Origin of the sequence: Phenylobacterium sp. (genome assembly GCF_041913825.1) — a bacterium.
Taxonomy (GTDB): Bacteria; Pseudomonadota; Alphaproteobacteria; order Caulobacterales; family Caulobacteraceae; genus Phenylobacterium.
Map to the genome: position 1 here is coordinate 1 of NZ_JAYSEO010000042.1, position 17,713 is coordinate 17,713.

General features: G+C 70.6%; 19 protein-coding genes and 1 pseudogene. 14 read left to right on the forward strand and 6 right to left on the reverse strand.

What is annotated here, in order from left to right:
* Nucleotides 1-161: pseudogene (locus ACE3Q8_RS22405) on the forward strand (peptide chain release factor 1); the annotation flags it as partial.
* A 42-nt stretch (nt 162-203) separates the two neighbouring features.
* Here ACE3Q8_RS22405 and ACE3Q8_RS22410 read toward each other — a convergent pair.
* A complete protein-coding gene (locus ACE3Q8_RS22410) occupies nt 204-1,418 on the reverse strand; it encodes a YihY/virulence factor BrkB family protein (protein WP_374473043.1) in 1,215 nt (404 codons plus the stop codon).
* Nucleotides 1,419-1,562: 144 nt separating this feature from the next.
* On the opposite strand from ACE3Q8_RS22410, the gene ACE3Q8_RS22415 reads away from it, so the two are divergent.
* The 3 genes from ACE3Q8_RS22415 (at nt 1,563) to ACE3Q8_RS22425 (ending at nt 4,428) form a co-directional block, all read left to right on the forward strand.
* Nucleotides 1,563-2,360 (forward strand): MOSC domain-containing protein, encoded by a 798-nt coding sequence (locus ACE3Q8_RS22415; protein WP_374473044.1) that lies wholly within the window; start codon nt 1,563-1,565, stop codon nt 2,358-2,360.
* Nucleotides 2,351-3,220, forward strand: a complete 870-nt coding sequence (prmC, locus tag ACE3Q8_RS22420) for a peptide chain release factor N(5)-glutamine methyltransferase (RefSeq protein WP_374473046.1) — start codon at nt 2,351-2,353, stop codon at nt 3,218-3,220. Before ACE3Q8_RS22415 ends, prmC begins: the two co-directional genes overlap by 10 nt.
* Nucleotides 3,221-3,468: 248 nt before the next feature.
* Nucleotides 3,469-4,428 carry a DUF4167 domain-containing protein gene (locus tag ACE3Q8_RS22425; protein ID WP_374473047.1) on the forward strand — a complete coding sequence of 320 codons (960 nt, stop codon included), beginning with the start codon at nt 3,469-3,471 and terminating at the stop codon, nt 4,426-4,428.
* A gap of 79 nt (nt 4,429-4,507) precedes the next feature.
* On the opposite strand, the gene ACE3Q8_RS22430 is transcribed toward ACE3Q8_RS22425, so the two are convergent.
* Nucleotides 4,508-6,559, reverse strand: a complete 2,052-nt coding sequence (locus ACE3Q8_RS22430; RefSeq protein WP_374473048.1) for a TonB-dependent receptor — start codon at nt 6,557-6,559, stop codon at nt 4,508-4,510.
* 121 nt (nt 6,560-6,680) lie between these two features.
* On the opposite strand from ACE3Q8_RS22430, the gene ACE3Q8_RS22435 reads away from it, so the two are divergent.
* The 5 genes from ACE3Q8_RS22435 to ACE3Q8_RS22455 all read left to right on the forward strand — a co-directional run bounded on the left by ACE3Q8_RS22435 (nt 6,681) and on the right by ACE3Q8_RS22455 (nt 10,195).
* Nucleotides 6,681-7,163, forward strand: coding sequence for a Fur family transcriptional regulator (locus ACE3Q8_RS22435; RefSeq protein ID WP_374473049.1), 483 nt, complete (start codon nt 6,681-6,683; stop codon nt 7,161-7,163).
* Nucleotides 7,164-7,197: 34 nt separating this feature from the next.
* Nucleotides 7,198-7,668 carry a hypothetical protein gene (locus ACE3Q8_RS22440; RefSeq protein WP_374473051.1) on the forward strand — a complete coding sequence of 157 codons (471 nt, stop codon included), beginning with the start codon at nt 7,198-7,200 and terminating at the stop codon, nt 7,666-7,668.
* Nucleotides 7,669-8,158: 490 nt separating this feature from the next.
* Complete coding sequence (locus tag ACE3Q8_RS22445) at nt 8,159-8,701, forward strand: DUF924 family protein (protein WP_374473053.1); 543 nt, start codon at nt 8,159-8,161, stop codon at nt 8,699-8,701.
* 149 nt (nt 8,702-8,850) lie between these two features.
* Nucleotides 8,851-9,759: a thymidylate synthase gene (thyA, locus tag ACE3Q8_RS22450; RefSeq protein WP_374473054.1), complete on the forward strand. Its 909-nt coding sequence runs from the start codon at nt 8,851-8,853 to the stop codon at nt 9,757-9,759.
* 307 nt (nt 9,760-10,066) lie between these two features.
* Nucleotides 10,067-10,195 (forward strand): hypothetical protein, encoded by a 129-nt coding sequence (locus tag ACE3Q8_RS22455; protein WP_374473056.1) that lies wholly within the window; start codon nt 10,067-10,069, stop codon nt 10,193-10,195.
* Between the two features lie 19 nt (nt 10,196-10,214).
* On the opposite strand, the gene ACE3Q8_RS22460 is transcribed toward ACE3Q8_RS22455, so the two are convergent.
* A complete protein-coding gene (locus ACE3Q8_RS22460; RefSeq protein ID WP_374473058.1) occupies nt 10,215-11,174 on the reverse strand; it encodes a LysR family transcriptional regulator in 960 nt (319 codons plus the stop codon).
* Nucleotides 11,175-11,383: 209 nt separating this feature from the next.
* On the opposite strand from ACE3Q8_RS22460, the gene ACE3Q8_RS22465 reads away from it, so the two are divergent.
* From ACE3Q8_RS22465 to ACE3Q8_RS22475, 3 genes are all read left to right on the forward strand, one after another.
* Entirely contained in the window at nt 11,384-11,719 is a 336-nt protein-coding gene (locus ACE3Q8_RS22465; RefSeq protein WP_374473060.1) for a phosphoribosyl-ATP pyrophosphohydrolase, read from the forward strand.
* A 161-nt stretch (nt 11,720-11,880) separates the two neighbouring features.
* Complete coding sequence (locus ACE3Q8_RS22470) at nt 11,881-12,399, forward strand: dihydrofolate reductase (protein ID WP_374473062.1); 519 nt, start codon at nt 11,881-11,883, stop codon at nt 12,397-12,399.
* A gap of 31 nt (nt 12,400-12,430) precedes the next feature.
* Complete coding sequence (locus tag ACE3Q8_RS22475; protein WP_374473064.1) at nt 12,431-13,342, forward strand: SMP-30/gluconolactonase/LRE family protein; 912 nt, start codon at nt 12,431-12,433, stop codon at nt 13,340-13,342.
* Between the two features lies 1 nt (nt 13,343).
* On the opposite strand, the gene ACE3Q8_RS22480 is transcribed toward ACE3Q8_RS22475, so the two are convergent.
* Nucleotides 13,344-13,814, reverse strand: a complete 471-nt coding sequence (locus ACE3Q8_RS22480; RefSeq protein ID WP_374473066.1) for a GFA family protein — start codon at nt 13,812-13,814, stop codon at nt 13,344-13,346.
* Between the two features lie 139 nt (nt 13,815-13,953).
* Here ACE3Q8_RS22480 and ACE3Q8_RS22485 point away from each other — a divergent pair, with 139 nt between their 5' ends.
* On the forward strand, nt 13,954-15,231 hold the full coding sequence (locus tag ACE3Q8_RS22485; protein WP_374473068.1) for a cytochrome P450: 1,278 nt from the start codon (nt 13,954-13,956) through the stop codon (nt 15,229-15,231).
* A 103-nt stretch (nt 15,232-15,334) separates the two neighbouring features.
* Nucleotides 15,335-16,000 carry an OmpA family protein gene (locus tag ACE3Q8_RS22490; protein WP_374473070.1) on the forward strand — a complete coding sequence of 222 codons (666 nt, stop codon included), beginning with the start codon at nt 15,335-15,337 and terminating at the stop codon, nt 15,998-16,000.
* Between the two features lie 40 nt (nt 16,001-16,040).
* On the opposite strand, the gene ACE3Q8_RS22495 is transcribed toward ACE3Q8_RS22490, so the two are convergent.
* Complete coding sequence (locus ACE3Q8_RS22495) at nt 16,041-17,264, reverse strand: acyl-CoA dehydrogenase family protein (protein ID WP_374473071.1); 1,224 nt, start codon at nt 17,262-17,264, stop codon at nt 16,041-16,043.
* A 6-nt stretch (nt 17,265-17,270) separates the two neighbouring features.
* Nucleotides 17,271-17,564, reverse strand: coding sequence for a putative quinol monooxygenase (locus ACE3Q8_RS22500; protein ID WP_374473073.1), 294 nt, complete (start codon nt 17,562-17,564; stop codon nt 17,271-17,273).
* Nucleotides 17,565-17,713: the final 149 nt, after the last annotated feature.

The window sequence follows — 17,713 nt, forward strand, 5'->3', positions numbered from 1 at the left end:
ACAACTTCCCGCAAGGGCGGGTCACCGACCACCGCATCAACCTCACCCTCTACAACCTGCCCAAGGTGATGGAAGGCGAGGCCCTCGACGACGTCATCAACCCGCTGATCGCCGAGGACCAGGCCGCCCGCCTCGCGGCCCTGGAAGAAGAGCTGGCCTAGATTCCCTCTCCCCCTGGGAGGGGGTTTCGGGGCGGCGGTCGTTCAGTCGCGCGGCTTGCGCGGCGGCGGGGGCGGCAGGCTCGGGAGCGGCGGCGGGGGCTCGCGCGGGCCGCGGCGGACCAGGTTGTTCACCTGCCGGCGCGTGGTGCCCCAGAGGATGCCGACGCCCTTGCGGACGCCCACGAAGGCCAGGCCCACGCTGTCGGCCACCACCGCACCGCGGCTGCCCATGGGCTTGTCGGCGCCGGTCGTGGTGTCGAGCGCCGTCTGGTGCTCCACCTCGGCGTTGATCTCGGCGCCCAGCAGCAGGGCCATCACCGAGAACCAGATCCAAACCAGGAAGCCGACGATGGCCCCGAGCGAACCGTAGGTGATCTGGAACCGGGCGACGTTGTTGACGTACCAGGAATAGCCCAGCGAGCCGCCCATCCAGACGCCGGCGGCCAGCATCGCGCCCACCGCCACCCAGCGCCACTGAGCCCGCGTCCGCGACGGTCCGTAGCGGTAGAGGATGGCGAAGGCCCCGGCGACGAGCGCGTAGAGCACCAGCCAGCGGAGCGGGATCAGCAGTTCGCCCGCGCCGATCTCGTTCAGGACCAAGGGCGCGGCCACCAGCACCGCCGTCACCAATGCCATGAACAGCAGCGCCGCGAAGGTGAAGCCGTAGGTGACGATGATCCGCAGCAGGTAGGGCCGCCGCTCCTTCTCCTCGTAGGTGACGTTGAGCGCGTCCACGAGCACCCGGATGCCCAGGCTCGCGGTCCACAGCGACAGCACGACCGAGAGCACGAAGGCGATGGACAGCTCCGCCGGCCGCTGGGTTGCAAGCCGCGTCATCTGGTCGCCGACGATCACCAGTACGTCGTGCGGCACGAAGGTGGCCAACTGGTCGAGCTGGCGGCTCACCGTACCGACGTCCGAGAAGAGGCCGTAGAGCGAGACGAACACGCCCACCGCCGGCGCCAGCGCCAGCAGGACGTAGAAGGTCACCCCGCCCGACAGGAAGGCGATCCGGTCGTTGCCGCTCTCCCGGTAGACGCGCCAGGCGATGTCGCGCCAGCCCATCCACGGGATGTGGTGCGGCCAGGCGGCCAGCCGGCCGCGGCCCGGTTCGATCTGTTCGAAGTGCTCGGGGGAGGCGATCTCGGGGTTGGAGAGGCCCGGCGGCGGGCGGCGGGTGGACTGGGCCCAGAGCGCGGTCACCGCCGCCAGCCCGACCCAGGGGGCGGCGCCCAGCAGCAGGCGGCTCAGGCCCAAGCCTCTGCGTTGCGGGGTCTCGGTTCGGCCGCGTCGCGCCACCCCTGCCGTCCTCCTCCCTCGTGAAGCCAAGCCTGCCCGAACCCCCGGGGTGCGGCCCTCGTTCCCCTTGAAGCCTGCCGGCCCTTCCGGCAACAGGCGTCCATGACCGCGCACGTGGCCGCCATCTACCGCCATCCCGTCAAGGGGTTCACGCCCGAGTCCCTGGACCACGTAGAGGTGGCGCCGGGCCAGGGCCTGCCCTTCGATCGCCTGTGGGCGGTGGAGAACGGCCCGTCCGGCTTCGACCCGGCCGCCCCGGCGTTCATCTCGAAGCAGAAGTTCACCGTGCTCATGTCGACGCCCCGGGTCGCCGCCGCGCGGACCCATTACGAGGACGACACGGGCCTGCTGCACGCCCACGCCGACGGCCTGCCGGTGTTCTCCGGCCGCCTCGCCGACGAGGCCGGCCGCGAGGGCTTCGCCGCCTGGCTCACCCGGCTGCTGCCGGAGGACGACCGGCGTGGCCCGCTGAAGGTGGTCACCGCCCCTGGCCAGCACCGCTTCACCGACCATCCCCAGGGCCAGCTCTCGGTGATCAACCTCGCCAGCGTCCGCGACCTGTCGCAGAAGATGGGCGTCGAGCTCGACCCTCTGCGGTTCCGCGCAAACCTCTACGTCGACGGCTGGGCGCCCTGGGTCGAGAACGACTGGACCGGTCGGCCGATGATGCTGGGCTGGGCCCAGGCCCGCGTGTTCAAGCCGATCGTCCGATGCGCGGCCACCCACGTGGATCCCGCCACCGCCGAGCGGAACCTGGACGTGGTCAAGGCGCTGTTCGACAACTACGGACACATGAACTGCGGCGTCTATCTGACGGTCACCGCGCCCGGCCGCGTCGGCGTGGGCGACGCGGTCACCTCCCCCGACGCCGCCCCGGTGGAGACGCCCGAATGGGCCTGACCCTCGTCCAGGCCTGGACGCACGCCAAGAAGACCCTGGAGGCCGCGGGCCTCGCCGGGCCCGTGATCGACGCGCGCCTGCTGGTGGAGGCGGCCGCCGACGCCACCCGCACCGACATCGTCACCGATCCGTACCGGCCGCTGTCCGACGCCCAGGAAGCCCTGCTTCACGACTACCTGGCCCGCCGGGTGAAGCGCGAGCCGGTCAGCCACATCCTGGGCCGCAAGGGCTTCTGGAAGATCATGCTGACGGTGAACCGCAACGTGCTCACGCCGCGGCCCGACACCGAGGTGATCGTCGACGAGGTGCTGAAGCAGACCGCCGAGCGCCAGGCCTTCAGCATCCTCGACCTGGGCGTCGGCTCCGGAGCCATCCTGCTCGCCATCCTGGCCGAGCGGCCCGCGGCCAAGGGCCTGGGCGTCGACGTTTCGGAGGAGGCCCTGGCCGTGGCCCGCGACAACGCCGCCCACCTCGGCCTCGCCGGGCGCGTCGCTCTGCTGCGCGGCGACTGGGCCGATGGCCTGGCGGACGCCAATTTCGATGTGGTCGTCTCCAACCCGCCCTATATCGCCGCCGAGGTAATCGAGACCCTCGAACCGGAGGTCCGCGAATGGGAGCCCAGGCTCGCCCTCGACGGCGGGCCGGACGGCCTCGACGCCTATCGCCGCCTGGCGCCCGAGATCCTCCGCGTGCTGAAGCCCGGCGGCCTCTTCGCCGTGGAGATCGGCTACGACCAGAAGGACGCGGTCGAGGCCCTGTTCCGCGAGGCCGGCGCGGCCGACGTGCGGACGATCAAGGACCTCGCCGACCGGCACCGGGTCGTGGCGGGCGCGAAAAAGCCCTTGGAAACGGGCGCTTGAGTCGCTACATCAGGTCTCGTCTCCACCCATGAAAGCCGGCTAGGCAGAGGCGCCCTCATCAAGGACGCACGCCCTCCCGGCAGGCGCGACGCTTCTGAAAAAGGCCTCTCGCTGAAGAGCTTCCGGGCGGAAGACGGGGAACTTAAGCGTCTTCAACAATCCAGCCGGGCCACGCGCCCGAACCCGCTGAAGGCTACCGCAGAGACCGCCTCAGGGCCGCTCGGGGAAGAGCAAACGGTTATCGAATAATGAGAGATTTCAAGGGTATGAAGCGTCAGCGCGGCCGCAATCGCGGCGGCGGCGGCGGCGGCGGCGGCAAGCCGCAGCAGAACGCGAACCGGGCCTTCGATTCGAACGGGCCCGAGGGCGTGAAGGTCCGCGGCAACGCGCAGCACGTCTTCGAGAAGTACCAGCAGCTCGCGCGTGACGCGGGCTCGGCCGGCGACCGGGTGCTCGCCGAGAACTATCTTCAGCACGCCGAACACTATTTCCGCCTGCTGCGGGCCATGCAGCCGCAGCGGCCCGCCTCCGAGATCCTCGGGCGCGACCACTTCTCTTCCGGCTTCGACATCGACTTCGAGGACGAGGGCGCCCAGGCCCAGGCGGAGGCCGCCGACGAGGCCGCCGCCGAAGGCGGCGAGACCCAGGACACCGAGGCCCGCGACCCGCGCCGCGAGCGCGACGGCCGGGACAACCGGGATCGTGAGAACCGTGACCGCGACCGCGATCGCGGCGAGCGCTTCGAAGGCCGCCGGGACGACCGCGAAGCCCGGGCCGACCGCGACGGCGGCGGCCGCCGCGACCGCTGGCGCGACCGCGACGAACGCCGCAACCGCGACCGCGACGACCGGCCCCGCGACGAGCGTCCCCGCGACGAGCGTCCCCGCGACGACCGGCCCCGTGATGACCGTCCGCGCGGCGACCGCGAGGACCGCCGCGAACGCGACGACCGGCCCGAGCGCGAGCCCCTGGCGGTGATCGAGCCCCAGGCGGCGGCGCCCTTCCCGGGCGAGGACCGGCCGGCGCCGGTGCTGCGCGACGCCGAGGGCGGCGAGAGCCACGCCCCGGCCTTCCTGCAGGCCCGCACCGAGCCGCGGCCGGAAACCGACGAGGGCGAGGCGCCCGCCCGCAAGCCTCGCCGCCGCCGCGCCCCGCGCAGCTTCGAGGCCGGCGAAGGCGCGCCCTCCAGCGAGAGCGAAGAGGCCTAGAGCCCGTCCCTCCGGACACGAGAAAGCCCGCGGATCGCTCCGCGGGCTTTTTTCTTGCCTCTCCTGCGGCGGAGCGGACTCAGAAGCTGTAGGCCACTCCCAGGCGGAAGTTGCGGCCCGGCAGCGGGGCGATGTCCTTCAAGAACGAGGCGTGCTCGCGCGCCTCCTCGTCGGTCAGGTTCCGCGCGTCGAGGAAGACCTTGAAGTCGGGGTCCTTCAGCGGCCGCACGGTCATCTGGGCGTTCACCAGGGTGTAGCCGTCGGTGGGCAGCTCGAACTCCGCCGTGCGGTCCTGCTCGCCGACCCGGCGGACCTCCAGCAGGCCCGTCCACCAGCCGCCCTCGAAGACGCCGCGCAGCGACGCCGACCACGGCGGGATCCGCGCCGGCGGGCCGAGGTCGGTGTCGCCCCGGACGTAGTCGGCCGCGCCCTCCAGGCGGAAGCTGCGCGCGCCCTCCTCCCACAGCCGGTACGACAGCTCGGCCTCGAAGCCGTGGAAGTCGGCGTCGGTCTGCTGGTAGGCGAAGATCGGCAGGTGGCTCTCCTCGTCCTCCTCGCCGGTGGGGCGCAGGTCGATGAAGCCGTCGTAGCGCACGGCGAACAGGTGCAGGTCGGCGGTCCACCGATCGCTGTCGTAGTGGATCGTCCCGTCCAGCGACCAGGAGACCTCCTGGTCGAGGGCCGCGTCGCCGCGCTCGAAGCCGCGGGTGGCGGGGTGCGGTCCGTTGGCGAACAGCTCCTCCTGGGCCGGCGCCCGGCTCGTCCGCGACCCCGACAGGCTCAGGAACCAGCCGTCCGCCGGCCGCACGAACGCGCCGAGCGACCCGGACACGTTGGTGAAGTCGCGCTCGCCCGCCAGGCTGTCCAGCTTGCGGTGGTCGACCCGCAGGCCGCCCTCCACGCCCCAGCCGTCCCGGTCGTAGCGCTGCAGGAGGAAGGCGCCCCACTCCTCGGTGGTCGTGGCGGGCACCAGCGCCTCCTCGCCCACCGCGTCGAAGTCGCGCGACAGCGCCTGGAAGCCGACCGCGCCTTGCCAGCCGTCGCGGTTCGGCTGCACCAGCTCGACGCGGGCTTCCCAGCCTTCCGAGAAGAAGCGGGTGGCCGGCGCGCCGTCTTCCAGCTCCACGTGGGTGTAGTCGGCATAGCCGCCGGCGAAGCGCACCTTCTCGAACGGGCCGAGGTTCAGGTCGTACTCGCCGCGCAGGTCGTAGCGGGTCTGCTCGAGGTCGATGGCGACGCCGGCCTCCTCGCCCGCGTGGCCCTCATCGCCCTCGCCGTCCTCGCCCTCGTGTTCGTGCTCGTGCTCGTGGCCCGGCACGCCGTAGGTGGTCTCCGTCCGCTTCACCGACAGGCCGATGTAGCCGCGCTCGCCCACGTAGGAGAGGCCTGCGCCGTAGGACGAGAGCTCGGTCGAGGTGTTCTCCACCGCGGAGTCCACCGGCCCGGGCCATTCCTCGCCGTCCGCCTCGAGCTGCCGGCGGGATTCCGGGAAGGTGGGGACCTCGTAGTCGTCGGTCTCGCGCCGGACGCCGTCCAGGCTCAGCACGAAGGGGCCGGCCCCGGCCTTGATCGAGCCCGAGACCATCCGCCCGTCGTCCACCGTCGAGCCGGAGGCCAGCACCCGCCCCTCGACGCCGTCCACCGGGTCGCGGGCGATGCGGTCGTCAATCACGTTGACGATGCCGCCGATCGCCGAGCCGCCGTAGGCCAGCGCCGAGGGCCCGCGCAGCACCTCGATCCGTTCCGCCTCCTGCGGGTCGGTGGCCACCGCATGGTCGGGGGAGAGCGCGCTCGCATCCACCTGTCCGAGCCCGTTCGACAGCACCAGCACGCGCGGCCCGGAAAGGCCGCGGATCACCGGCCGGCTGGCGCCGGGGCCGAAGAAGGTGGAGCGGACGCCCGGCACGCCGGTCAGCACGTCGCCCAGCCCGCCCACCGGGGCGGTGTCCAGCGCCTCGCGCTTCAGGATGTTCACGCTGGTGGTCGCCGAGCCGATCGACACCGGGTACGGCGCGGCCGTGACCACCACTTCCGAAAGGTCCTTCTCGGGCGCCGCGGCGGCGGCGTGGACCTGGCTGGAGGCGCAGAGCGCCGTCACGGCGGCGGCGGTGAACAGGGCGGCTCGTGACATGGACACTCCGGACGGGGAACTGGCTTCGGTGTTATGAAGTAACAGCACAACCGTTATGAAATAACATAACGCGTCGTCAAGCCCGTTGCGGCGGAGGGATGCCGGGGTTACCTGAATGCCCATGGGCGATGCATGCCACCATGACGACGGCGTCCATCCGGGGCTTAAGGGCCAGGCGCTGAGCCGCGCCCTGGGCGCCGCCGAGAGCCGCTGCGTGGAGACCCAGGAGCGCCTGACCCCGCCCCGCCGCCGCGTTCTGGAACTGCTGCTGGGCGCGGACGGGCCGCTCAAGGCCTACGACCTGATCGCCGCCTACGGGGACGGCGGAGAGCCAGCCAAGCCGCCCACCGTCTACCGTGCGCTCGAGTTCCTGGAACGCCTGGGCTTCGCGCACCGGATCGAGAGCCTGAACGCCTATGTCCCCTGCCGGCTGGAGTCCGACGGCCACGTGGCCGCCTTCCTGATCTGCGACTGCTGCGGCTCGGCGCAGGAGTTCGAGCCCGAGCTCACCCCGGCGCTCACCGCCGCCAAGGCCGCCGGCTACGACGTGCGCGCCGTAACGCTGGAGGCGCGCGGCCGCTGCCCCGCCTGTCGGGACGGATGAACCCGGCGCCGGCAAGGCGCGTTCCGCCCGCCTGATGCGCAAGCAGATCTATCTCGATTGCGACGGCGTGCTCGCCGACTTCGACAAGGGCGCCGAGGCGATCCTCGGCATGCACCCGCGGGCCTTCGAGAAGCGCCACGGCCTCGGCCGCTTCTGGCAGAAGCTCGCGACGGCGGAGGGCTTCTTCGAGAACCTCGAGCCCCTCCCGGACGCCTACGAGCTCTACGCGGCGGTGAAGCACCGCGACCCGATCATCCTCACCGGCCTGCCGCGCGGGAACTGGGCCGAGCCGCAGAAGCGCCGGTGGGCCGAGAAGCATTTCCCCGGCGTGCCGGTGATCACCACCTCGGCGGCGCTGAAGCACGAGCACCGCCACCCCGGCGACGTGCTGGTGGACGACCGGGACAAGCACCGCCACCTCTGGGAGAACGAGGGCGGGATCTTCATCCACCACCAGGATGCGAAGACTTCGATCGCCGAGCTGAAGGCCCGCGGCTTCCTCTAACGGCCTGTCGTGCAGGCGGTGGACCGCCGGCCGCGCGGGCATGTCGGCCGCGGCGGCGGCGGCGGCGGCGCGCACGCGACCCGGCCCCCGTTCCAGCGCCGCCAGTCCCGCAGCTCCTGCCGATCCTCATGGTCGGCCAGATCGTCTCCCTGCAGCCCCGAAGTGTCGGGGTCGCCATCGCGGTCGACTTTTGGACCGCGCGGCAGGACCTCGTTCCAGCACGCCTCGCCGAGCGGCTCCGGCGCCCGCGCCGCCGCCGGCGGCTCAGGCGGCCGCGGCGGGACCTCCGGCCACGCCGCGGCGCCTCCGGCCCCCGCCGTCAGCAGCAGCCCCAAGGCCAGCGCCCTCGCCCTCATCCGCGCTCCCCCGTCCCCCGTCGGAACAGTCGCCCCCCAGGCTGCAGGATCGGGGCCGTCCGGCCAAGGCGTCTTGAACGCCAGGCCGCCTTGCGCCACCTCAGGGGCTTCCAGCGGCAGGCGAGGCGCATTCCGTGGCGGCGACCCCCAACGACATCCTGGGCTTCTGGCGCAACGCCGGGCCCGAAAAGTGGTACGCCAAGAACCACGCCTTCGACGAGGCGATCCGGCTGAAGTTCGAACCGGTCCACCACCGCGCCGCCTGCGGCCAGTACGACGCGTGGGCCCAGACGGCCGAAGGCGCGCTCGCCCTGCTGATCCTGCTCGACCAGTTCCCGCGCAACCTCTACCGCGGCTCGGCCCACGCCTGGGCCACCGACCCGAAGGCCCGCGCCATCGCCCGCGCCGCCGTGGACGCCGGCTTCCACCGCCAGGTGGAGGCGCCGCTGGCCCAGTTCTTCGTTCTGCCCTTCGAGCACTCGGAGAACCTGGCCGACCAGGACTTCGGCCTTGCCGTGGCCGCCGAGCTGGGGGACCCCGAGATCCTCAAGTGGGCGCAGATCCACCGCGACATCATCGCCAGGTTCGGTCGCTTCCCCCACCGCAACCCGGCGCTCGGGCGCGTCACCACCCTGGAGGAACAGGCCTTCCTCGACGAGGGCGGCTTCGCGGGCTAATCCGCCGCAGGGTGTGACGAAACACGCCACGCCGGCATGCACAATTTCCATAGGGCGCGGTTGATCTCGGGCCGCGATTCTCCAAGCTCGATCCCTAGCTCGCACTGAGTCGCTTCGGCCGACCTTGCACGCCTGGAGGGATCGAACGCATGTTGCTGGCCAACGACGGCGCTTCTGAGCGCCAGTATCTCGATCTGATCCAGGACATCCTCGAGCGGGGCCATTTCCGCGACGACCGCACCGGCGTGGGCACCTTTGCGATCCATGGCGCCACCATGCGGTTCGATCTCTCCGAAGGGCATCTGCCGGTCCTGACGACCAAGAAGACGGGCTGGAAACTGGCCATCAAGGAGATGCTCTGGTTCCTCTCCGGAGAGACCAACATCCGCCCGCTGCTCGAAGCAGGCGTCCACATCTGGTCCGACTGGCCGCACCAGAAGTACGTGGAAGCCACCGGCGACCGCATCTCGATGGCGGAGTTCGAGCGCCGAGTTCTCGCCGAGCCAGGCTTCGCGGCGGAGTGGGGCGACCTGGGACCAGTCTACGGAGCCCAGTGGCGTCGCTGGGAAGGCAAGGACGGCCGGATCTACGACCAGCTCGCGACCCTCGTCGAACAGATCAAGACGAACCCGAACTCCCGCCGGCTGCTGTTCCACGGCTGGAACGTCGAGGAGGTCGAGAACATGGCGCTTCCGCCGTGCCACCTGCTCTACCAGTACTTCGTGAGCAACGGCCGCCTGTCGTGCTCGCTGTATCAGCGGAGCGTCGACGTCGGTCTCGGCCTTCCGTTCAACATCATCGGCGCCTCCGTTCTCCTGAGGATGCTCGCGCAGCAATGCGGCCTCGAGCCCGGTGAGCTCTTCTGGGTCGGCCACGACGTCCACGTCTACGCCAACCACGCCGAAAGCCTTGCTCTGCAGCGGGCCCGCACCCCGCGGCCGTTCCCGAAGCTCGAACTCACCCGCAAGCCGGCCTCCCTGTTCGACTATCGGATCGAAGACTTCGCGGTGCACGGCTACGAGCCCCACCCCGCGATCACGATGGCCGTCGCCGTCTAGCGCGCAACAGGCGGGCCCGCGAAGCGCGGGGTCCGTGGCCGTCCGGTGGCGCACCTCACGGGCGCCCTCTTCAGGCTGCCCGCCGGCGACCTGGCGAACTACCTGCCGGTGAGCGGCTCTAAAGGCTCCTCCGAGGTGGTCGAAGTCTACGGCGGGCTGCTGGCTTCTGCAGCGCGACCCGAGCAACGGCCAGATCGTGCAGATCGTGAACCCGCAGCTCGACCTCGCCCACCCGACCTGCGCTCCAGGGCGTCGGGGTCGAAGTAGCTGATCTCGCCCACGCCCTTGGCGCGATCTGCGCATCGGCGTGGTGAACCTCGCCGAGAAGAAGCCGCCGACGCTCAACCTCAGCTACGTCGGCCTGCTGGCCTCCAAGCCCTACACCTACGATCTCGTGGGGAGGCGCGTGTTCGTCGGCCTGAAGGCCCGCTTCTAGATCGCCACCGCCGCAGGCGTCAGGACGCCGCGCCCTCCGGAAGGCGCGCGGCGTCCACTGTCCCCCCGACCTGCGTCCAGAACGCCTCGGCCGCGAGGCTCTGGCGCGCGCGGGGGCGGTAAAGGCGGATCGACATAGGGACGTCCCAGTCCGTGGTCGCCGCGCTGCGGACCAGATCGCCGGTGGCGAGATCGTGCTGGACGAGGCTCAGAGGGAGCCAGGCGCACCCCCGCCCGGCCCGCGCCATGGTCAGCAGCACCATCGCCAGATGCGCGGTGAACACGGAGGACAGCCAGACCGGCGGCGCATCGCGCGTGCGGGTCGAGGCGATGATCCGCCCCATCCCCGAGGCGGAGCTGAACGCCAGGTGCGCCACCGGAGCGGCCGCCGAGCCCGGCAGCCCATGCAGCGGCGCCTGGCTCCCGGGCGCCTCAGGCGCGCTGACCGGCACCAGGGTGTCGTGCCCGACCTCGAGGCTCCGGAAGTAGGTGGAATCCAGTGACGTCTGCGCAGCCGGATGGTGGTGGCACAGCATGAACTGCGCCTGCCCCTGCATCATCAGGCGCTCGCAATCGGCCATGTTGTCGGTGACGAGGCTGATGCTCGAGCGCGGGCCTGCGCCGGCCGCCACGGCCGCCTCGACACGCGCCAGCCACGCCGGGAAGAAGTTCAGCGACAGCACGTTGGTGCAGACGAAGCGCAGGGCGCTCGCCGAGACCTGTGCGGCTTCGCGCGCCAGCTCGCGGCCCGAGACCACGCGACGCATGATGTCCTCCGCGACGGGCCGGAACTCGTGGCCGGCGGCGGTCAGCTCGACCCGATGGGTGTCGCGGTTAAAGAGCGGCGCGCCGATCCAGTCCTCGAGCATCCGCACGCGTCGGCTGAAGGCGGGCTGCGAGACGTTGCGGCGCTCGGCGGCCCGCGAAAAGTGCCCGCAGGCGGCGAGGGTGAGGAAGTCCTCCAGCCAGGCGAATTCCATGCTCGATCCGTATGTCCTCGCGCGGGCGCGCGAGAGATCCTCATAGCACCTCGCGGGCCGCCACGCCGAATCGCTCGCCCGCGCTCGGCGACGCGACCGCCTCGGGCCTTGCGGGACTCGGCGCGGCGACCCTACCGTTCGGCGTGGACAGCCACCCCCGCAACATCGCCGACCGCGACGAGCTCCATGACCGCCGGGACCGCCCTCCGATGACGCTCTCCGACGTCAGCGACGCGGCGGCGCGGATCTCCGACATCTATGCCGGCAAGTACGGCATCGCCCGTGACGACGACTGGTTCCTGCTGAAGCTCCAGGAGGAGCTGGGCGAACTCGCCCAGGCGCACCTTCGCCTGTCGTCCCGCGGCCGCGGCGAGGCCACTGAACAGCAGCGCGCCGACGAGGCCGCCGACGTGCTCTGCCAGCTCCTGCTCTACTTCCGCCGCTTCGGCATCGACCCCGAGGAGGCCGTCCGCCGCAAGTGGCTGCGCTGGCTCGAGCCCCAGGGCGAGCCCGCCGACCCTGCGCTGAGCCGGTTGCTCCCATAGTCCCTCCCCTCGTGGGAGTGGCCCGGAAGGCCGGAGGGCGTCCGCTCAGCCGCGGTGCTGCCCCCCTCGGTTGGCTTCGCCGACAGCTCCCCCGACCGGGGAGCGACTTCGGCGCGAACCCGCCTTTCGCCGGCCGGGAGCTCATGGTCTAAACCCGGGCCATGTCCCAGATCATCCTCTCCGCCGGCCCGATCGCGCGGGACCGCAACGGCGTCATCGGCAAGGACGGCGCCCTGCCCTGGCGGCTGAAGTCGGACCTCGCCATCTTCCGGGCGGTCACCATGGGCAAGCCGGTGATCATGGGCCGCAAGACCTGGGAGAGCCTGCCGAAGAAGCCCCTGGTCGGCCGCACCAACATCGTTCTCACCCGCGACGGCTCGTTCGAGGCCAAGGGCGCGGTCGTCTGCGAGGACTTCTCCGAAGCCGTGCAGATCGCCCGCGAGCAGGCCGAGGAGGACGGCGCGGCGGAAGTCTGCGTCATCGGCGGCGCCTCGCTTTTCGAGCTCGCGCTCTCCCGGGCGCGCCGGCTCTACCTCACCGAGGTGGACGCCGAAGTGGAGGGCGACGTCCGCCTGCCGCCCATCGACGAGAGCCGCTGGCGCGAGGTGCGCCGCGAGCCTTACCCGGCGTCAGAGACCGACCAGTTCCCCTTCACCTTCCGGGTGCTGGAGCGCCTATAGTCGCCGTCAACCACAAGGAGGGAGGACGACGATGGAGTACGAGCTGGTCGCCGAGGGGTTCGAGTTCCCCGAGGGCCCCATCGCCATGGCCGACGGCTCGGTGATCCTCACCGAGATCAAGGGCCAGCGGCTCACCCGCGTGCGGCCGGACGGTTCGAAGGAGACGCTGGTGGAGACCGGCGGCGGCCCGAACGGAGCGGCGGTCGGCCCGGACGGAGCCATCTGGATCACCAACAACGGCGGCTCCTTCCAGTGGCTCCACCAGGGCGGCCTGACTATCCCGGGGCCGACGCCGCCCAGCCATGCCGGCGGGATGATCCAGCGCTTCGACCTCGCCACCGGCGAGCTGCGCACCGTCTACGACTCCTGCGACGGCAAGCGCCTGGTCGGTCCCAACGACCTCGTCTTCGACCGGGCGGGCGGCTTCTGGTTCACCGACCACGGCTGCTCGACGCCGGACGGCCGCAAGTTCGGCGCGCTCTACTACGCCCGCACCGACGGCTCCCACATCAGCCGCCAGCGCGATCACCTCGTCTCGCCGAACGGCGTCGGCCTCTCGCCCGACGAGCGCGTCGTCTACGTCGCCGACACCACGCTCGGCCGCCTCTGGGCGTTCGATGTGGCCCGTCCCGGCGAGCTGTCACCGCCCGAGGGCTTCGCGCCCGGCCGGGTGATCTGCAACCTGCCGGGCTACCAGCTCCTCGACAGCCTGGCGGTGGAGGCCGGCGGCAAGGTCTGCGTCGCCACCATCATCAACGGCGGGATCACAGCCTTCGACCCGAACGGCTCGACCGAGCACTTCGCCTTCCCGGACCTGATCTGCACGAACATCTGCTTCGGCGGGCCCGACATGCAGACTGCTTGGATCACCGCCTCGGCTACCGGCAAGCTCTTCCGGGCCAGATGGCCGAGGCCCGGCCTGAAGCTCGCCTTCAACGCCTGACCTACCCGTCTCCCAGGATGGCGCGGCGGCGGGCGAGGCTCTCCGGCGGCCATTCCCGGGCCATGTCGTAGTAGACCTCGAAGGCGCGCGCGTCCTCCGGCAGCCGCACCCACGGCAGCTTCGAGCGGGTGAAGATGTGCACGTCGGGCGGCAGCGCGGCCCGGTCGTCGAGGGTGGTGGCGCGCAGGAAGCTCATCACCTTGCGGTCGCCGTAGTCGCTCCAGAGCGTCGTGCCGCATCCCTCGCAGCGGTAGACCAGGTGCGGCCGGCCGCTGTCGGTCGGCATGGAGGTCGGCTTCAGCTCGCCGGAGAGCACCTCGATCCGGTCGGTCTCGATCAGCGCGTTGACCACGAAGGCGCTGCCCACCTGCCGCTGGCAGTCGGCGCAGTGGCAGCAGTGGACGAACATCGGCCGGCTCGCGAGGCGATAGCGCACGGCTCCGCAGGCGCAGCCGCCGGTCAGATCGGACATTCACGGTCTCCTTTTGTTCTTGCGTGCTGACCATGCCCAAGCTCGCCGGGAGCGTCCACCCCCTTCCCCTCGCGTTCAATCGGGCGCAAGCTTGGGTGAACGGCGGTCACTCAAAGGAGCCGCCTCGGGGAGAACTGCCATGGACGACGCTTCCATCGACCTGAAGCGCGCGGCCCGCGACGCCGCCTATTCGATGCCGCTGTCGGAGATCAATCCGGCCGACCCGGAGCTCTTCCGGACCGACACCATGTGGCCCTACTTCGAGCGGTTGCGGAAGGAAGACCCCGTCCACTGGGCGGAGTCCGGCTTCGAGGACGTCGGCGGCTACTGGTCGGTGACCAAGTACAACGACATCATGGCGGTGGACACCAACCACGAGGTCTTCTCCTCGGAACCCACCATCGTCCTGTCGGACCCGGCCGAAGACTTCACGCTGCCCATGTTCATCGCCATGGACCAGCCGAAGCACGACGTACAGCGCAAGACCGTTCAGCCGATCGTCTCGCCGAACAACCTCGCCTACCTCGAGCCGATCATCCGCGAGCGCGCGGCGAAGATCCTCGACGACCTGCCGATCGGCGAGGAGATCGACTGGGTGGACAAGGTCTCCATCGAGCTCACCACCATGACGCTCGCCACCCTCTTCGACTTCCCGTGGGAGGACCGCCGCAAGCTGACCCGCTGGTCCGACGTGGCCACCGCCTCGCCGGAGAGCGGCCTGTTCAGCTCCACCGATCCCGAGATCGCCGAGCAGGAGCGCCGCGCCGAGCTCTTCGAGTGCGTCGACTACTTCATGCGCCTGTGGAACGAACGGGTGAACGCCGAGCCCAAGCCCGACCTGATCTCCATGCTGGCCCACGGCGAGTCCACGCGGAACATGGACCGCATGGAGTACCTCGGGAACCTGATCCTGCTGATCGTCGGCGGCAACGACACCACCCGCAACACCATCACCGGCTCGGTGCTGGCCCTGCACCAGAACCCGGACCAGGACCGCAAGCTGCGCGAGGACCACGGCCTCATCCCGTCCATGGTCTCCGAGACCATCCGCTGGCAGACGCCGCTCGCCTACATGCGCCGCACCGCCAAGCGGGACATCGAGCTCGGCGGCAAGACCATCCGCCAGGGCGACAAGGTGGCCATGTGGTACGTCTCGGGCAACCGCGACGAGGAGGTCATCGACCGGCCCAACGACTACTGGATCGAGCGGCCGCGGGTGCGCCAGCACCTGTCGTTCGGCTTCGGCATCCACCGCTGCGTGGGCAACCGCCTGGCCGAGCTGCAGCTCAAGATCATCTGGGAGGAGATCCTCAAGCGCTTCCCGCGCCTCGAGGTCGTCGGCCCCCCGAAGCACGTGCTCTCCTCCTTCGTGAAGGGCTACGAGCACCTGCCGGTGGTCATCCCCACGCGCAACTGAGGCGTCTCCGCCGGCAAGCTTGACCGGGCGCAAGGCAACCTCGCCTCGGCCGTGCACGTTTGTCCGCACGGGCGGTGGGGCTGTCCGAAGACTGGAGACGACTATGCTTTCGAGAGTTGCGCTCGCGCTCGGCGCGACGGCGATGCTCGCCGCCTGCACCACCACCGACCCCATGACCGGCGAGGTGGTGCGCGACAACCGGGCCACCGGCGCGATCCTCGGGGCGCTGGCCGGAGCCGGCCTCGGCTACGCCACCAACACCAACAAGAGCGAGGAAGGCCGCACGAACGCGGTGATCGGCGCCGGCATCGGCGCGCTCGGCGGCGCGGCCGTGGGCCACTACATGGACCGCCAGCAGGCGCAGTTGCGCGAACAGCTCCGCGGCTCCGGCGTCGACGTGACCCGCCAGGGCGACAACATCGTCCTCGACATGCCGGGCGACATCACCTTCGCCTACGACCGCGCCGACATCCGGCCCGAGATGCGCACGCCGCTCGACGGCATCTCCCGCACCCTGCAGGAGTACCCCTCGACGCTGATCGATGTGGTCGGCCACGCCGACTCCACCGGCTCGGACGCGTACAACCAGGGCCTCTCGGAACGGCGCGCCAACGCCGTGGCCACCTACCTCATGGACCGCGGCGTCCAGCGCGAGCGGATGTTCGTCGCCGGCCGCGGCGAGACGCAGCCCAAGGCCAGCAACGACACGGACGCCGGCCGGGCCGAGAACCGGCGGGTGGAGATCATCCTGCGCCCGCTGCGCGGCTGACGGACGGGAGGGCGCGGCCGCCGCGCCCTCCTCTCCCAGCTCAGAGCCCGAGCACCATCTTGGCCATGATGTTGTGCTGGATCTCGTTGGAGCCGGCGTAGATCGAGGTCTTGCGGTAGTTGAAGTACATGGGCGCGACGGTCGCCGCATAGTCCGGCCCGGCGCGTGGCGTGTTGGTGCGCCCCTCGAGTCCGGCCCAGGTGTCGCGCACGAAGGGCTGGGCGTAGATGCCGGCCGCCTCCAGCGCGAGCTCGGTCATCGCCTGCTGCATCTGGCTGCCTTCCAGCTTCAGCATGGACGACACCGCCCCCATGGCCTCGCCGTTGGCCCGGCCGGCGAACACCCGAAGCTCGGTGGCGTTGAGCGCGCCCATCTTGATCTCGACCTCCGCCAGCTTCCGCCGGAAGTCGGGGTCGTCGAGCATCCGCTGGCCGCGGCCGTTCTGCTCCACGGCGGCGATCTTCTTGACCTTGTTCAGCATGTTCGAGAGGCCGGGCGCATAGGCGTTCCCGCGCTCGAACTGCAGCAGGTACTTGGCGTAGGTCCAGCCCTCGCCTTCCTCGCCGATCCGGTTGGCCACCGGGACGCGAACGTTGTCGAAGAAGACCTGGTTGATCTCCTGGTCACCCTCGGGCGGGCCGTCCAGCGTCGGGATCGGCACGATCTGGATGCCCGGCGTCCTCATGTCGAGCAGCAGGAAGGAGATGCCCTTCTGCCGGATGGGCTCGCTGGAGGTCCGCACCAGGCAGAACATCCAGTCGGCCCACTGGGCGTAGGTCGTCCAGGTCTTCGAGCCGTTGAGGACGTAGTGGTCGCCGTCGCGCTCGGCCTTCAGCGCCAGCGACGCCAGGTCCGAGCCGGAGCCCGGCTCGGAATAGCCCTGGCACCACCACACGTCGGTCGACAGGATCTTCGGGAGGTGCTGCTGTTTCTGCTCGGGAGTCCCGAACGCCATGATCACCGGCGCGCACATCCGCAGGCCCATGTTCGAGGTGTTGGGCGCGCCCGCCAGGGCCATCTCCATCTCGTAGATGTACTTCTGCGACAGGCTCCAGCCCGTGCCGCCGTACTCCACCGGCCAGTCGGGGGCGATCCAGCCCTTCTCGTGCAGCCGTTTCAGCCAGCGGACCTGGCCGGCCTTGTCGATGTGGCCGTTCTTCGACTGGCCCATGCGCGCGCGCATGTCCTCGTCGAAGGCCTCGGCGATGAAGGCGCGGACCTCGTCCCGGAACGCGAGGTCTTCAGGCGTGAAGTCGAGGTCCATGGCCCATCACCCCACGCCGTCCAGGTACTCGATCTCCGGCCGGCCGCCGAGCACGCCGGCGAACTTCGGGCCGGCCGCCTTGAAGTGCTCCGTGCCGCCGTGGTGGGTCAGCGCGTCCTGATCCTTGTAGATCTCGAGCACCTTGTAGGTGTTGGGCTCGCTGCGGCTCTTGGTGAGCTGGTAGGCGATGTTGCCGGGCTCGTTCGCCCGAACCTGCCGGGCCAGCTCGGTGAAGAAGGCCTCGAACTCCTCGGCCTTGCCGTCCTGAATCCTCAGCGTCGCGATCACGCCAACCGTCATCCCGTCCTCCCAACGTTTGTTTGAAACGCGACGGTAGAGGCGGGGCAGCGTTGCGGCAAGCGCGGTGTTGGCGGGCGGCGGGGGGCACGCACCTAGTCGCTCCCCCGGTCGGGGGAGTTGTCGGCGGAGCCGACGGAGGGGGCTGAACC

Bases quoted from the DNA above. Each gene is read 5' to 3' on its own strand.
- ACE3Q8_RS22485 (WP_374473068.1), top strand. From the start codon at position 13,954: ATGGACGACGCTTCCATCGACCTGAAGCGCGCGGCCCGCGACGCCGCC.
- thyA (WP_374473054.1), top strand. From the start codon at position 8,851: ATGTTGCTGGCCAACGACGGCGCTTCTGAGCGCCAGTATCTCGATCTG.
- ACE3Q8_RS22470 (WP_374473062.1), top strand. From the start codon at position 11,881: ATGTCCCAGATCATCCTCTCCGCCGGCCCGATCGCGCGGGACCGCAAC.
- ACE3Q8_RS22440 (WP_374473051.1), top strand. From the start codon at position 7,198: ATGCGCAAGCAGATCTATCTCGATTGCGACGGCGTGCTCGCCGACTTC.
- ACE3Q8_RS22460 (WP_374473058.1), bottom strand. From the start codon at position 11,174: ATGGAATTCGCCTGGCTGGAGGACTTCCTCACCCTCGCCGCCTGCGGG.
- ACE3Q8_RS22495 (WP_374473071.1), bottom strand. From the start codon at position 17,264: ATGGACCTCGACTTCACGCCTGAAGACCTCGCGTTCCGGGACGAGGTC.
- ACE3Q8_RS22465 (WP_374473060.1), top strand. From the start codon at position 11,384: ATGACGCTCTCCGACGTCAGCGACGCGGCGGCGCGGATCTCCGACATC.
- ACE3Q8_RS22475 (WP_374473064.1), top strand. From the start codon at position 12,431: ATGGAGTACGAGCTGGTCGCCGAGGGGTTCGAGTTCCCCGAGGGCCCC.
- ACE3Q8_RS22415 (WP_374473044.1), top strand. From the start codon at position 1,563: ATGACCGCGCACGTGGCCGCCATCTACCGCCATCCCGTCAAGGGGTTC.
- ACE3Q8_RS22435 (WP_374473049.1), top strand. From the start codon at position 6,681: ATGGGCGATGCATGCCACCATGACGACGGCGTCCATCCGGGGCTTAAG.
- ACE3Q8_RS22425 (WP_374473047.1), top strand. From the start codon at position 3,469: ATGAGAGATTTCAAGGGTATGAAGCGTCAGCGCGGCCGCAATCGCGGC.
- ACE3Q8_RS22480 (WP_374473066.1), bottom strand. From the start codon at position 13,814: ATGTCCGATCTGACCGGCGGCTGCGCCTGCGGAGCCGTGCGCTATCGC.
- ACE3Q8_RS22430 (WP_374473048.1), bottom strand. From the start codon at position 6,559: ATGTCACGAGCCGCCCTGTTCACCGCCGCCGCCGTGACGGCGCTCTGC.
- ACE3Q8_RS22490 (WP_374473070.1), top strand. From the start codon at position 15,335: ATGCTTTCGAGAGTTGCGCTCGCGCTCGGCGCGACGGCGATGCTCGCC.
- ACE3Q8_RS22500 (WP_374473073.1), bottom strand. From the start codon at position 17,564: ATGACGGTTGGCGTGATCGCGACGCTGAGGATTCAGGACGGCAAGGCC.
- prmC (WP_374473046.1), top strand. From the start codon at position 2,351: ATGGGCCTGACCCTCGTCCAGGCCTGGACGCACGCCAAGAAGACCCTG.